Origin of the sequence: Salmonella sp. NW1250 (genome assembly GCF_051812965.1) — a bacterium.
GTDB lineage: Bacteria > Pseudomonadota > Gammaproteobacteria > Enterobacterales > Enterobacteriaceae > Salmonella > Salmonella enterica.
Genome location: NZ_JAMNDD010000009.1, coordinates 104,777 through 119,427, shown reverse-complemented (window position 1 = coordinate 119,427; position 14,651 = coordinate 104,777). Strand labels below are relative to the sequence as shown.

General features: G+C 54.0%; 9 protein-coding genes. 6 read left to right on the top strand and 3 right to left on the bottom strand.

Annotation, left to right across the window (positions count from 1 at the left end; all coding sequences use genetic code 11):
* Positions 1 to 258: 258 nt before the first annotated feature.
* The 5 genes from pdhR to NBA72_RS16385 all read left to right on the top strand — a co-directional run bounded on the left by pdhR (position 259) and on the right by NBA72_RS16385 (position 8,095).
* Positions 259 to 1,023, top strand: a complete 765-nt coding sequence (gene pdhR / locus NBA72_RS16405) for a pyruvate dehydrogenase complex transcriptional repressor PdhR (protein ID WP_000331771.1) — start codon at positions 259 to 261, stop codon at positions 1,021 to 1,023.
* Between the two features lie 306 nt (positions 1,024 to 1,329).
* A complete protein-coding gene (gene aceE / locus NBA72_RS16400) occupies positions 1,330 to 3,993 on the top strand; it encodes a pyruvate dehydrogenase (acetyl-transferring), homodimeric type (RefSeq protein ID WP_000003852.1) in 2,664 nt (887 codons plus the stop codon).
* 14 nt (positions 3,994 to 4,007) lie between these two features.
* Positions 4,008 to 5,897, top strand: a complete 1,890-nt coding sequence (gene aceF, locus NBA72_RS16395) for a pyruvate dehydrogenase complex dihydrolipoyllysine-residue acetyltransferase (protein WP_000963594.1) — start codon at positions 4,008 to 4,010, stop codon at positions 5,895 to 5,897.
* A 200-nt stretch (positions 5,898 to 6,097) separates the two neighbouring features.
* A complete protein-coding gene (gene lpdA / locus NBA72_RS16390; protein ID WP_001519338.1) occupies positions 6,098 to 7,522 on the top strand; it encodes a dihydrolipoyl dehydrogenase in 1,425 nt (474 codons plus the stop codon).
* 288 nt (positions 7,523 to 7,810) lie between these two features.
* Positions 7,811 to 8,095, top strand: coding sequence for an outer membrane protein (locus NBA72_RS16385; RefSeq protein ID WP_000765363.1), 285 nt, complete (start codon positions 7,811 to 7,813; stop codon positions 8,093 to 8,095).
* A gap of 37 nt (positions 8,096 to 8,132) precedes the next feature.
* Here NBA72_RS16385 and NBA72_RS16380 read toward each other — a convergent pair whose 3' ends face one another.
* Positions 8,133 to 8,924 (bottom strand): DUF2950 family protein, encoded by a 792-nt coding sequence (locus NBA72_RS16380; RefSeq protein ID WP_000757452.1) that lies wholly within the window; start codon positions 8,922 to 8,924, stop codon positions 8,133 to 8,135.
* 12 nt (positions 8,925 to 8,936) lie between these two features.
* Positions 8,937 to 10,559: a DUF3300 domain-containing protein gene (locus tag NBA72_RS16375; protein ID WP_042947589.1), complete on the bottom strand. Its 1,623-nt coding sequence runs from the start codon at positions 10,557 to 10,559 to the stop codon at positions 8,937 to 8,939.
* Between the two features lie 388 nt (positions 10,560 to 10,947).
* Between NBA72_RS16375 and acnB the strand changes: the two genes are divergently transcribed.
* The gene (acnB, locus tag NBA72_RS16370) at positions 10,948 to 13,545 is read left to right on the top strand and encodes a bifunctional aconitate hydratase 2/2-methylisocitrate dehydratase (RefSeq protein WP_023234440.1); all 2,598 of its coding nucleotides are present in this window, start codon (positions 10,948 to 10,950) and stop codon (positions 13,543 to 13,545) included.
* 31 nt (positions 13,546 to 13,576) lie between these two features.
* Here the strand turns inward: acnB and NBA72_RS16365 are convergent, their stop codons facing one another.
* A complete protein-coding gene (locus tag NBA72_RS16365) occupies positions 13,577 to 14,548 on the bottom strand; it encodes a DUF4424 family protein (RefSeq protein ID WP_042947585.1) in 972 nt (323 codons plus the stop codon).
* Positions 14,549 to 14,651 lie beyond the last annotated feature (103 nt).

Sequence of the window (14,651 nt, the reverse complement as noted above, 5' to 3'; positions counted from 1 at the left end):
CTACTGTTGAATCGGTTCAGATGAGATTTTTTATCGTTTCAAATACGTTAAATCTACCTCCTGGTGGGTAAATTTAACATTTGTGCACAGTTACAGTTTTGAAACATGATTTCTGTAAAATTGTTAAAATGTGCCTCCTTTACTGATTTCAATCAAAACCTGTATGGACAGAAGGTGAATACTTTGTTACTTTAGCGTCACAGACATGAAATTGGTAAGACCAATTGACTCCGGGCAAATGGCTTAAGACAGGAAATCATGGCCTACAGCAAAATCCGCCAACCAAAACTCTCCGATGTGATCGAGCAGCAGCTGGAGTTTTTAATCCTTGAGGGAACATTGCGTCCCGGAGAAAAACTCCCACCGGAACGTGAACTGGCAAAACAGTTCGACGTCTCCCGTCCCTCCTTGCGCGAGGCGATTCAACGTCTCGAAGCGAAGGGATTGTTGCTTCGTCGCCAGGGCGGCGGAACCTTCGTGCAGAGCAGCCTGTGGCAGAGCTTTAGCGACCCGCTGGTGGAACTGCTCTCCGATCACCCTGAATCCCAGTTTGACCTGCTCGAAACGCGCCATGCGCTGGAGGGCATTGCGGCTTATTACGCGGCGCTGCGCAGCACCGACGAAGATAAAGACCGTATTCGCGAGCTGCACCATGCCATTGAGCTGGCGCAAGAGTCCGGCGATCTGGATGCCGAGTCCGAAGCCGTGCTCCAGTATCAAATCGCCGTCACCGAAGCGGCGCACAACGTGGTATTGCTTCATCTGCTAAGGTGTATGGAGCCGATGCTGGCGCAAAACGTGCGGCAGAACTTCGAATTGCTGTATGCGCGTCGGGAGATGCTGCCGCTGGTGAGTACGCATCGCACCCGTATATTTGAAGCCATTATGGCCGGAAAACCAGAAGAAGCGCGTGAAGCGTCACACCGCCATCTGGCGTTTATCGAAGAGATTATGCTGGACAGAAGCCGTGAGGAGAGCCGTCGTGAACGCGCTTTACGCCGTCTGGAACAGCGCAAGAATTAGTTTTTTCTGGCAGAACGTTAACCAGAAGATGTTGTGAATAACGCGCAAAAATGTGCGCGGCAACTAAATGCCAGGCCCATAAGGCTATTTTATTTGCCATTTTGGTCCTGGGCAGTGCTCACAATCCTCACGTACTACGTGTACGTTCCGGTTGTTCCGCGCTGTCCGTGACCAAACTGGCTGCAACAATTACACCTTATGGGCCAGGCAATAAACGCAGAACCTGTCTTATTAAGCTTTCTGACGAAAGTTTAATGGGACAGGTTCCAGATAACTCAACGTATTAGATAGATAAGGAATACCCCCATGTCAGAACGTTTCCAAAATGACGTGGATCCGATCGAAACTCGCGACTGGCTACAGGCGATCGAATCGGTCATCCGTGAAGAAGGTGTTGAGCGCGCTCAGTATCTGATTGACCAACTGCTTTCTGAAGCTCGCAAAGGCGGCGTGAAAGTCGCGGCAGGCGCAGGGGCCAGTAATTACATCAACACTATTGCCGTTGAAGACGAACCGGAATACCCGGGCAATCTGGAGCTGGAACGTCGCATTCGTTCTGCTATCCGCTGGAACGCCATCATGACCGTGCTGCGCGCGTCTAAAAAAGACCTTGAGTTGGGCGGCCACATGGCGTCCTTCCAGTCTTCCGCCACGATCTATGATGTCTGTTTCAACCATTTCTTCCGTGCGCGCAACGAACAGGATGGCGGCGACCTGGTATACTTCCAGGGCCACATCTCTCCGGGCATCTACGCTCGCGCGTTCCTGGAAGGTCGTCTGACCCAGGAACAGATGGATAACTTCCGTCAGGAAGTTCACGGCAATGGCCTCTCTTCCTATCCGCACCCGAAACTGATGCCGGAATTCTGGCAGTTCCCGACCGTCTCTATGGGGCTGGGCCCAATCGGTGCTATCTACCAGGCGAAATTCCTGAAATATCTGGAACACCGTGGCCTGAAAGATACCTCTAAACAGACCGTTTACGCCTTCCTCGGCGACGGCGAGATGGATGAGCCGGAATCCAAAGGCGCGATCACCATCGCCACCCGTGAAAAACTGGACAACCTGGTCTTTGTTATCAACTGTAACCTGCAGCGTCTTGACGGCCCGGTCACCGGTAACGGCAAGATTGTTAACGAACTGGAAGGCATCTTTGCAGGTGCTGGCTGGAACGTTATTAAAGTCATGTGGGGCGGTCGTTGGGATGAACTGCTGCGTAAAGACACCAGCGGTAAACTGATCCAGCTGATGAACGAAACCGTTGACGGCGACTACCAGACCTTCAAATCCAAAGACGGCGCTTACGTGCGTGAGCACTTCTTCGGTAAATATCCGGAAACCGCCGCGCTGGTGGCCGACTGGACCGATGAGCAGATTTGGGCGCTGAACCGCGGTGGTCACGATCCGAAGAAAGTCTATGCTGCACTGAAAAAAGCGCAGGAAACCAAAGGCAAAGCGACCGTAATCCTGGCCCATACCATTAAAGGTTACGGCATGGGCGACACCGCGGAAGGCAAAAACATCGCTCACCAGGTGAAGAAAATGAACATGGACGGCGTGCGTTACGTCCGCGATCGTTTCAACGTGCCGGTTGCCGATGCTGATCTCGAAAAACTGCCGTACATTACCTTCCCGGAAGGTTCTGAAGAACACAAATACCTGCATGAACGCCGTCAGGCGCTGCATGGCTACCTGCCAAGCCGTCAGCCGAACTTCACCGAGAAGTTAGAGCTGCCTCAACTTTCAGATTTCGGCGCGCTGCTGGAAGAGCAAAGCAAAGAGATTTCCACCACTATCGCTTTCGTGCGTGCTCTGAACGTGATGCTGAAGAACAAGTCGATCAAAGATCGTCTGGTACCGATCATCGCCGACGAAGCGCGTACTTTCGGTATGGAAGGTCTGTTCCGTCAGATTGGTATCTACAGCCCGAACGGTCAGCAGTACACCCCGCAGGACCGCGAGCAGGTTGCATACTATAAAGAAGACGAGAAAGGTCAGATTCTGCAGGAAGGTATCAACGAACTGGGCGCAGGCGCATCCTGGCTGGCTGCGGCGACCTCTTACAGCACCAACGATCTGCCGATGATCCCGTTCTATATCTACTACTCCATGTTCGGGTTCCAGCGTATCGGCGACTTGTGCTGGCAGGCTGGCGACCAGCAGGCTCGCGGCTTCCTGATCGGCGGGACTTCCGGTCGTACTACGCTGAACGGTGAAGGTCTGCAGCACGAAGATGGTCACAGCCACATTCAGTCGCTGACTATCCCGAACTGTATCTCTTACGACCCGGCTTACGCTTATGAAGTGGCTGTCATCATGCATGATGGTCTGGAGCGTATGTACGGTGAGAAACAAGAGAACGTTTACTACTACATCACCACCCTGAACGAAAACTACCACATGCCGGCCATGCCAGCAGGTGCCGAGGAAGGTATCCGTAAAGGTATCTACAAACTCGAAACCCTCGAAGGTAGCAAAGGTAAAGTTCAGCTGCTGGGCTCCGGTTCTATCCTGCGTCACGTCCGTGAAGCGGCACAGATCCTGGCGAAAGACTACGGCGTAGGTTCTGACGTGTACAGCGTAACCTCCTTCACCGAACTGGCGCGTGATGGTCAGGATTGTGAGCGCTGGAACATGCTGCACCCGCTGGAAACCCCGCGCGTACCGTACATCGCTCAGGTGATGAACGACGCTCCGGCTGTAGCATCTACTGACTATATGAAACTGTTCGCCGAGCAGGTTCGTACTTACGTACCGGCTGACGACTATCGCGTACTGGGTACGGATGGCTTCGGTCGTTCCGACAGCCGTGAGAACCTGCGTCACCACTTCGAAGTTGATGCTTCTTATGTGGTTGTTGCAGCGCTGGGCGAACTGGCTAAACGTGGCGAAATCGATAAGAAAGTGGTAGCGGATGCGATTACCAAATTCAACATCGATGCAGATAAAGTTAACCCGCGTCTGGCGTAAGAGGTAAAAGAATAATGGCTATCGAAATCAAAGTACCGGACATCGGGACAGATGAAGTTGAAATCACCGAGATTCTGGTCAAAGTGGGCGACAAAGTGGAAGCTGAACAGTCGCTGATCACCGTAGAAGGCGACAAAGCCTCTATGGAAGTCCCATCTCCGCAGGCTGGCGTCGTGAAAGAGATTAAAGTCTCTGTCGGCGACAAAACCGAGACCGGTGCACTTATCATGATTTTCGATTCCGCCGACGGTGCAGCCGACGCTGCACCTGCTAAGGCAGAAGAGAAGAAAGAAGCGGCTCCGGCAGCAGCACCTGCTGCGGCAGCGGCGAAAGACGTTCACGTTCCGGATATCGGCAGTGACGAAGTTGAAGTGACTGAAGTGATGGTGAAAGTGGGCGACACCGTAGAAGCTGAACAGTCGCTGATCACCGTAGAAGGCGACAAGGCCTCAATGGAAGTGCCGGCGCCGTTCGCGGGCACCGTGAAAGAGATCAAAGTGAACACCGGCGACAAAGTGTCTACCGGCTCTCTGATTATGGTCTTCGAAGTGGCGGGTGAAGCAGGCGCAGCAGCACCAGCGAAAGCGGAAGCCGCTCCGGCTGCGGCTGCTCCAGCAGCAGCGACGGGCGTGAAAGACGTTAACGTACCGGATATCGGCGGCGACGAAGTTGAAGTCACCGAAGTGATGGTCAAAGTCGGCGATAAAGTTGCCGCTGAACAGTCGCTGATCACCGTGGAAGGCGACAAAGCCTCCATGGAAGTGCCTGCGCCGTTCGCGGGCACCGTGAAAGAAATCAAAATCAGCACCGGCGATAAAGTGAAAACCGGTTCTCTGATTATGGTCTTCGAAGTAGAAGGCGCAGCGCCTGCGGCCGCTCCGGCTAAACAGGAAGCGGCGGCACCGGCTCCGGCGGCGAAAGCTGAGAAGCCAGCGGCTCCGGCTGCCAAAGCGGAAGGTAAATCTGAGTTCGCTGAAAACGACGCGTACGTTCACGCTACCCCGCTGATTCGCCGCCTGGCGCGCGAGTTTGGCGTCAACCTGGCGAAAGTGAAGGGCACCGGTCGTAAAGGCCGTATTCTGCGCGAAGACGTTCAGGCGTACGTGAAAGATGCTATCAAACGCGCGGAAGCTGCGCCGGCTGCTGCGGGCGGTGGTATCCCGGGTATGCTGCCGTGGCCGAAAGTAGACTTCAGCAAGTTTGGTGAAGTTGAAGAAGTCGAACTGGGCCGTATCCAGAAAATCTCTGGCGCGAACCTGAGCCGTAACTGGGTGATGATCCCGCACGTTACGCACTTCGACAAAACCGATATCACCGATCTGGAAGCGTTCCGTAAACAGCAGAACGCCGAAGCTGAGAAGCGCAAACTGGATGTGAAATACACGCCAGTGGTCTTCATCATGAAAGCGGTTGCCGCTGCTCTGGAACAGATGCCGCGCTTCAACAGCTCTCTGTCCGAAGACGGTCAGCGTCTGACCCTGAAAAAATACATCAACATCGGCGTGGCGGTTGATACCCCGAATGGCCTGGTGGTTCCGGTCTTTAAAGACGTGAATAAGAAGAGCGTGACCGAGCTGTCTCGTGAACTGACCACCATCTCCAAAAAAGCGCGTGATGGTAAGCTGACCGCTGGCGAAATGCAGGGTGGTTGCTTCACTATCTCCAGCATCGGCGGTCTGGGAACTACCCACTTCGCGCCGATTGTTAACGCGCCGGAAGTGGCTATCCTCGGTGTTTCTAAGTCGGCGATGGAACCGGTGTGGAATGGGAAAGAGTTTGTGCCGCGTCTGATGATGCCTATCTCTCTTTCCTTCGACCACCGTGTGATCGATGGTGCTGATGGTGCGCGTTTCATTACCATTATCAACAATATGTTGTCTGACATTCGCCGTCTGGTGATGTAAGCGAAAAGCCGGCCCGACGGCCGGCTTTTTTTTGATAATCTCATGGAGTTTGTGAGGTTATTAGCGAAAGCGATAATTCGTGATCCGTTTGTTGTTTCAAAATTGTTAACAATTTTGTAAGATACGGGCGGATAGAACGACCCGGTGGATGATGGGCGATCAAGTACCCCGGACCGCCGGATACAAATAAAGAGGTCATGATGAGTACTGAAATCAAAACTCAGGTCGTGGTACTTGGGGCGGGCCCGGCAGGCTATTCTGCCGCTTTCCGTTGCGCTGATTTAGGTCTGGAAACCGTAATTGTAGAACGCTACAACACCCTTGGCGGTGTTTGTCTGAACGTCGGCTGTATCCCTTCTAAAGCGCTGCTGCACGTAGCAAAAGTTATCGAAGAAGCCAAAGCGCTGGCTGAACACGGTATCGTCTTCGGTGAGCCGAAAACTGATATCGACAAGATTCGTACCTGGAAAGAGAAAGTGATCACGCAGCTGACCGGCGGTCTGGCGGGTATGGCCAAAGGCCGTAAAGTGAAAGTGGTCAACGGTCTGGGTAAATTCACCGGGGCGAACACCCTGGAAGTGGAAGGCGAAAACGGCAAAACCGTGATCAACTTCGACAACGCGATTATCGCGGCAGGTTCTCGTCCGATCCAATTACCGTTTATTCCGCATGAAGACCCGCGCGTATGGGATTCTACCGACGCTCTGGAACTGAAAGAAGTGCCGAAGCGTATGCTGGTCATGGGCGGCGGTATCATCGGTCTGGAAATGGGGACCGTATACCACGCGCTGGGTTCAGAGATTGACGTGGTTGAAATGTTCGACCAGGTTATCCCGGCGGCTGATAAAGACATCGTTAAAGTCTTCACCAAGCGCATCAGCAAGAAATTCAACCTGATGCTGGAAACCAAAGTGACTGCCGTTGAAGCGAAAGAAGACGGTATCTACGTTTCGATGGAAGGCAAAAAAGCCCCGGCTGAAGCGCAGCGTTATGATGCGGTTCTGGTGGCGATCGGTCGTGTGCCGAACGGTAAAAACCTCGACGCGGGCAAAGCTGGCGTGGAAGTTGACGACCGTGGCTTTATCCGCGTGGACAAACAGCTGCGCACCAACGTGCCGCACATCTTCGCTATCGGCGATATCGTCGGTCAGCCGATGCTGGCGCATAAAGGCGTTCACGAAGGCCACGTTGCCGCTGAAGTTATCGCCGGGAAGAAACACTACTTCGATCCGAAAGTTATCCCGTCTATCGCGTACACCGAGCCAGAAGTGGCATGGGTTGGCCTGACCGAGAAAGAAGCGAAAGAAAAAGGCATCAGCTATGAAACCGCCACCTTCCCGTGGGCAGCTTCTGGCCGTGCTATCGCTTCTGACTGTGCAGACGGTATGACCAAACTGATTTTCGACAAAGAATCTCACCGCGTGATCGGCGGGGCGATTGTCGGCACCAACGGCGGCGAGCTGCTGGGTGAAATCGGTCTGGCGATCGAAATGGGCTGTGACGCGGAAGACATCGCGCTGACCATTCATGCGCACCCGACTCTGCACGAGTCCGTCGGTCTGGCTGCTGAAGTGTTCGAAGGTAGTATTACCGACCTGCCGAACCCGAAAGCGAAGAAGAAATAATCTTCTGTAGGTGGCAATGCGCCACCCGATACAAAAAAGCGGCTTTACAGCCGCTTTTTTTATGCATGGCAAATCAGATGTGTCAAATGATGGCGAAGGATAACGAAACCGCAAAATTTATCGTTTCCGCAGCAGTACGTTTTTCAAAGCTTATGCCGTCGGTAGTGCCTTTGTCTGTCATTTTCGACCAACTAATTGTTTCATAAGAAATACCTCTCCTTACTTTGTCATCATCCTGAAATTGGTAACGCTATAAAATAATAGCGAGCTAATTATGAGGTTTGATATATGAAACTTTTTCTGACAACAGCAGCGCTAACTGCGACCTTGATTTCCGGCATGGCATTTGCCAGCGATCCCGTCATCCCCTGGGCGACTAACAGCGGCGGTACGGAAAGCACGCATATTGCGGCAATGGGCGAGGATTTGAATGCGCAGCATCAGCAGATCACCCACACGCATGAAGGCGTATGGGCGGCTAATTCCGGCAGCATTCAGGCTGATGAAGCCGCGCTGACCAGCAACAAGCCGCCGGTACAAGGCCACCCGGAATTAATGCCGCATCAGGGCTAATGATCATGGCCTGGCGATAACGCCAGGCGCTTACGGGTTATTCGGCGACCTGCCACTGCGCGTCTGGCGCAAAACGCGTGATAGCCTGAACTTTACTCTCCGTCTCCTTGCCTAAATCCGCCTGATAAATACGATCGTCCTGGTTGACCATAAAACTCATCACCCCGGTTTCGCCGTAATGCATCGGCCAGGCCAGAAGCGCCGCGCCGTGACCGTCGTTATCGCTGATAATACGGAAATGGTAGCCGTGGTAACCCTCGTCTGGCGCTGCGGGGCTAAAGTTTGGGCCTAACGGACTGGGGACGTCGCCTGCTTTGGTTGGCCAGTACAGGCCATCTTTTTGGCCTTCGCTACTGATTATCCTGTGCGCCCAGCGATGGTTTTGTAAGTAATAGTCCTGCTGCGCATCAACGTAAGCATGCATGGCCTGTAAGGTAGAAAGTTCATTTCGCCCAATAGTACGGGTGAGGATCTCATTCCCGGCTGCCGCCATATCAAAGCGCCAGCCGCCAGTCTCTTTCACCATGGGCACCGGGAGCTGCCAGTCTTCTCGTCCGACATTCAGGTGCGCCGTATTGTCTTTTTGTACAATGCGATGGCCTTCGCGCCAGTCACGATTGAAGCGGGCCACGGCCTCGGGATCGGCACCTTCCGGCGGCAGAAATTGCCGCCAGTCATCGCCCAGTAGCGCGGTAAGCTGCGTTTCGTTTTTTCCGGCTACCGCCGCGGCGAAGGCGCTGGCGGCCGCTTCCGGGGAGGGGAACCGTTCCTGCGCGTAGCCCAGCAAGGGTAACGACAGTAACAGAGCGCTTAACATAACCTTTTTCATTATCTGCTCCGGTTAACGGCGATGAAATTCATGATGTTCAGAAAAATGTTCCCGCGCGGCGGCGCGTTGCTCGGTGTTTAAGTGACTGCCGCGACGGCTTTCCAGGCCGCGTAGCTGTTGCGATTGCCATGACGGCGATCGACTGTCGTTCCCGCTAAACACATTGGCGTGCATATTCTGGCGAAATGCCTGACGCTGCTGCGGCGTAGAGGATTCAATACGCTGGCGGGCGGTGTCTCTCTGCTGCTGTGAAACAGGGTGCTGCTGGGCTTTAGCCTGCAGCTCGGAACGATGCTGCTGCGTGGTGGATTTATTCAGTGTCTGCTGCGCCGCCTCGCGACGACTGCTGTTTTGTGTTCCGTCATAGCCACGGTAATTATTACGCTGGGCAATTTGATTTAACTGCTGCGATGCCGCTTTGCGCTGTCTATCGCGGGATGTCTCGCCTGACAGGTTAGCGGGTGATGTATGGCTGCGCTGTTGGAATTGCGCCATGGCCGCCTGGCGCTGACTGTCGCGAGACACTGGCGCTTGCTGCGTTGCGCTTAACCCGCCGCTAACATTGGTGGGATGGAACCGTTGCGCAACGGTATTATTCGGATAGGGGACGCCATTGCGCCAGGCGGGATTATGCTGCCAGCCCATCGTTTGGCCCGGCAGGTTTTGCCCGGATATCCGGTTGAAATTATTGACATTGATGTTGATATTATCGCCATTATGTTGATAACCGCTACCACCATGATGGTAATCATCATCATGATGGTCGTCGTCATGGTGGTGATGATCGTCGTCATCCCAGTCTATGCTGCTGAACAACGCATAGGTGGTGGCGACGCCCAGACTATAACCAAAACCTTTAACAAAACTATCGGCAAACTGCTGCCCCGGAGGGGGCGGTAAATACACCGGCGGATAAGCGGTATTGGGCCAGGCGCCATACACCGTCGCGGGGTTATAGTTTGGCACGTACACCACCTGCGGATTCGCAGGTTCAATTTTGATGACGGTCGACGGTGTTGCTGGCGTACTGGCGGATGTGGTGGTTGTCGTCGTGACGGCGGTAGAAGCGCTGGATTTCGGCACGCTGGTGACGGTTTGCTGTGGCGTGGATTTTAGCGAACCGGTTTGTTGAGCGAGCAGACGCAGCCTTTGCACCGCATCCATCACATCCTGTGGCTGGGCTAAGAACGCATCGCCCAGGTTTTGCACCCATTGCGGATTCTCGCCCATAAGCGCCATCAACTGGGGAAAGGCGACCAGCGATTTGACGCTGGGGTCCCACGGTTGGCTGGCCACCGCCTGAATAGCGGCATCGCCCTGCAGCGTAGGGTTATCGCGCGACCACTGGACGGCCTGAACTACGTTCGCCGGGTAGGTGGAGGCCATGAGCACCTGCGAAAGCAGGGCATCGGGATAAAGCGCGACAGGCGCGACCCATTGATCAATTTGCGCAGTGGTAAAGGTCGTTTTCGCGACAGGCGCGGGCACAGCGGTCTGCGTTGGCTCAGAGGCGGGAGCCGCCGCCTGCGCGGGCGCTTCGGGAGCGCGGCTTTTAACATACAGTACGCCCGAAGCGGCAAATAACCCGGCACTGCACACAAGGGCAATGAGATGGGGTTTAAAGGGCAACGTCATTTTATCTCTCCCGATTCCAGAGAATCGCTATGGTCATTATGCCTGCCGCCGACGGGGTGCAGTTTCGCGTGAGTATAAAGGGACGATAGTTTAATTTTTAGCTAATGTTGGGATCGGTAACGTTACGTGACGATCAAAGCACGAAATGAGGTAAGCATTTATGGCTGCAGCTCCCGCCTCAGTAGAGCATTAGACCATCCTTAACGATTCAGCCACTTTTTTATGTTGCTTTTTTGTAAACAGATTAACACTTAAAGAAAATCCTGTTATTGTGCCTTATGCGGTACCGGGCATTTACCCTACTAACTACTGTCTCACAGGAGCGTGAAGAGAATCGCCCATCAACAAAAGCGCCGCATTATGACAATGAGAGCGAGGAGATATCGTCGTGCTAGAAGAATACCGTAAGCACGTAGCTGAGCGTGCTGCCCAGGGGATTGTGCCAAAACCTTTAGACGCAACCCAAATGGCTGCGCTTGTCGAGCTGCTGAAGACCCCGCCTGTGGGCGAAGAAGAATTCCTGTTAGACCTGTTGATCAACCGCGTTCCTCCTGGCGTAGATGAAGCCGCTTATGTTAAAGCCGGTTTTCTCGCTGCTGTCGCGAAAGGCGACACCACCTCCCCGCTGGTCTCCCCAGAAAAAGCCATTGAACTGCTGGGCACCATGCAGGGTGGTTACAACATTCATCCGCTGATTGATGCGCTGGACGATGCGAAACTGGCGCCGATTGCGGCCAAAGCGCTGTCCCACACCCTGCTGATGTTCGATAACTTCTACGACGTAGAAGAGAAAGCCAAAGCGGGCAATGAATATGCCAAACAGGTGATGCAATCCTGGGCCGACGCCGAATGGTTCCTGAGCCGTCCGCCGCTGGCGGAAAAAATCACCGTCACCGTTTTCAAAGTGACCGGCGAAACGAATACCGACGATCTCTCTCCGGCGCCGGATGCGTGGTCGAGACCGGATATCCCGTTACATGCGCAGGCGATGCTGAAAAACGCCCGTGAAGGCATTGAGCCGGATCAGCCAGGCGTTGTCGGCCCGATCAAACAAATCGAAGCATTGCAGAAAAAAGGCTACCCGCTGGCTTACGTGGGTGACGTGGTGGGCACCGGTTCTTCCCGTAAATCCGCGACCAACTCCGTGCTGTGGTTCATGGGCGATGACATCCCGAACGTGCCGAATAAGCGCGGCGGCGGCCTGTGCCTCGGCGGCAAAATTGCGCCTATCTTCTTTAACACTATGGAAGATGCGGGCGCGCTGCCGATTGAAGTTGACGTTTCTAACCTGAATATGGGCGATGTGATTGACGTCTACCCGTACAAAGGCGAAGTGCGTAACCACGAAACCGGCGAGCTACTGGCAACCTTCGAACTGAAAACCGACGTGCTGATCGACGAAGTGCGTGCCGGTGGTCGTATTCCGCTGATTATCGGCCGTGGCCTGACCACCAAAGCGCGTGAAGCGCTGGGGCTGCCGCACTCTGATGTTTTCCGTCAGGCAAAAGACGTGGCGGAAAGCAGCCGTGGCTTCTCTCTGGCGCAGAAAATGGTCGGTCGCGCCTGCGGCGTGAAAGGTATCCGTCCGGGCGCGTACTGCGAACCGAAAATGACCTCCGTCGGTTCTCAGGATACTACTGGCCCGATGACCCGCGATGAGCTGAAAGACCTGGCCTGTCTGGGATTCTCCGCCGATCTGGTGATGCAGTCCTTCTGCCACACTGCAGCCTATCCGAAGCCGGTTGACGTCACCACGCACCACACGCTGCCAGACTTCATTATGAACCGTGGCGGCGTCTCTCTGCGTCCGGGCGACGGCGTGATCCACTCCTGGCTGAACCGTATGCTGCTGCCGGACACCGTGGGGACCGGCGGCGACTCCCATACCCGTTTCCCGATTGGTATCTCTTTCCCGGCGGGCTCAGGCCTGGTGGCGTTTGCCGCGGCGACCGGCGTGATGCCGCTGGATATGCCGGAATCGGTGCTGGTGCGCTTCAAAGGCAAAATGCAGCCGGGCATCACCCTGCGCGATCTGGTCCATGCCATCCCGCTGTACGCCATCAAACAGGGCCTGCTGACCGTTGAGAAGAAAGGCAAGAAAAACATCTTCTCTGGCCGCATCCTGGAAATCGAAGGTCTGCCGGATCTGAAAGTGGAGCAGGCGTTTGAGCTGACCGATGCTTCTGCCGAGCGTTCCGCTGCGGGTTGTACCATCAAGTTGAACAAAGAGCCGATCGTTGAATACCTGACCTCCAACATCGTCCTGCTGAAGTGGATGATTGCGGAAGGCTACGGCGACCGTCGTACGCTGGAACGCCGTATCCAGGGCATGGAAAAATGGCTGGCGGACCCGCAACTGCTGGAAGCCGATGCCGACGCGGAATACGCGGCGGTGATCGACATCGATCTGGCGGATATCAAAGAGCCAATCCTGTGTGCGCCGAACGATCCGGACGACGCGCGTCTGCTGTCTGACGTGCAGGGCGAGAAGATCGACGAAGTGTTCATCGGTTCCTGCATGACCAACATCGGCCACTTCCGCGCGGCTGGTAAGCTGCTGGATAGCCACAAAGGCCAGTTGCCAACCCGCCTGTGGGTAGCGCCGCCAACCCGTATGGACGCTGCGCAGCTGACCGAAGAAGGCTACTACAGCGTGTTCGGTAAGAGCGGTGCGCGTATCGAGATCCCGGGTTGTTCCCTGTGTATGGGTAACCAGGCGCGTGTGGCTGACGGTGCGACGGTGGTTTCTACTTCTACCCGTAACTTCCCGAACCGTTTAGGTACCGGTGCGAACGTCTTCCTGGCTTCTGCGGAGCTGGCGGCGGTTGCGGCGCTTATCGGCAAACTGCCGACGCCGGAAGAGTACCAGACCTACGTGGCGCAGGTGGATAAGACGGCGGTGGATACCTACCGTTATCTGAACTTCGACCAGCTCTCTCAGTACACTGAGAAAGCAGATGGGGTGATTTTCCAGACTGCGGTGTAAAAGTGACTGGCCCGGATTTCCGGGCCAGTTTTTACCGCGAAGAATCGTAATAAAAATGGATATCCAGGTTTTCATCGGGCTTGAAGTTTTTTTGTTTAAACTCCAGGGTTAACGGATCAATTTGTTTTAGCGGGTAATTAAAGCAGGGGACAACCACTTCAGTCTCATCCTTCTTATGAATGCGCAAGGTAAAGTCGCCAATGACACCCTCTTTCCAGTTAGCGCCAGTTTTCAGAATATAGCCCAGATAGCCCCAGCCGATATTCGCGCTACCGTCTTCGTTTTTATATTTTATTCCTGCATCCAGCTGTTTTAACGCCTTGCGAGTGGCGGCGGTCAGGCATTGATCGCCGAATTCATCACCAAGAAGACTGTCAAGGCTGTCAGGCACGCCGGTGGATTTACTGGCCGTGTATGAGTGGTGAATAACGATCTCCTTGCCCGCCGGAAAACGTTGTTGCCAGATAAAATATTGTTGAACGGCAATATTCAGATAGCCGTCATCAAACCACTCTGACGGTAATTGCTGTTTTCCCTCTTTATATCCTTCTTCAATAGAGGCTTTGCCCTCGCGATTGAGGACATGGCGTAGCTGTGGGATCGTCCAGCCGGTTTGCAGTAGTTTCGCCGTAATGTCTTCTTCACCTTTACCGCCTAAGTCATGGATGACTCGCCAGCGGGACTCGCTTTTAACCGGTTTACCGTCCACGCTGATCTTAAAGTTGGTAATACCTTCTGTGCGATCTCCCATATATCTTTGGGAAATAGCCGGCATCGGAAAGGCTACCGGAACGGTAATATCCTGCGCCGAATGATTAATAAATACATAATCGACATTGATACGATCGCTGGCAATCAACAATCGCTCTTTCGCCATGCTGATCTCATTTTGTTGCAGAAATTCAATGGAACCATTGGTTTCCCCGACCGCCGAGTCGTTTGCATAAGCATGGTAACTGGTAATAAAACACAGGAGTACGCTCAGCCATTTAAAATATGTCATACCGGTGCATTCCATGTCCGAAACATAATCATTATCATAATCCGGCGAGTGCCGTTTTTCGAGGGAAGAAAAATGCGGTATTATTTATTTTTATTATTAATAA

Bases quoted from the DNA above. Each gene is read 5' to 3' on its own strand.
- aceF (WP_000963594.1), top strand. From the start codon at position 4,008: ATGGCTATCGAAATCAAAGTACCGGACATCGGGACAGATGAAGTTGAA.
- NBA72_RS16385 (WP_000765363.1), top strand. From the start codon at position 7,811: ATGAAACTTTTTCTGACAACAGCAGCGCTAACTGCGACCTTGATTTCC.
- aceE (WP_000003852.1), top strand. From the start codon at position 1,330: ATGTCAGAACGTTTCCAAAATGACGTGGATCCGATCGAAACTCGCGAC.
- pdhR (WP_000331771.1), top strand. From the start codon at position 259: ATGGCCTACAGCAAAATCCGCCAACCAAAACTCTCCGATGTGATCGAG.
- lpdA (WP_001519338.1), top strand. From the start codon at position 6,098: ATGAGTACTGAAATCAAAACTCAGGTCGTGGTACTTGGGGCGGGCCCG.
- NBA72_RS16375 (WP_042947589.1), bottom strand. From the start codon at position 10,559: ATGACGTTGCCCTTTAAACCCCATCTCATTGCCCTTGTGTGCAGTGCC.
- NBA72_RS16365 (WP_042947585.1), bottom strand. From the start codon at position 14,548: ATGACATATTTTAAATGGCTGAGCGTACTCCTGTGTTTTATTACCAGT.
- NBA72_RS16380 (WP_000757452.1), bottom strand. From the start codon at position 8,924: ATGAAAAAGGTTATGTTAAGCGCTCTGTTACTGTCGTTACCCTTGCTG.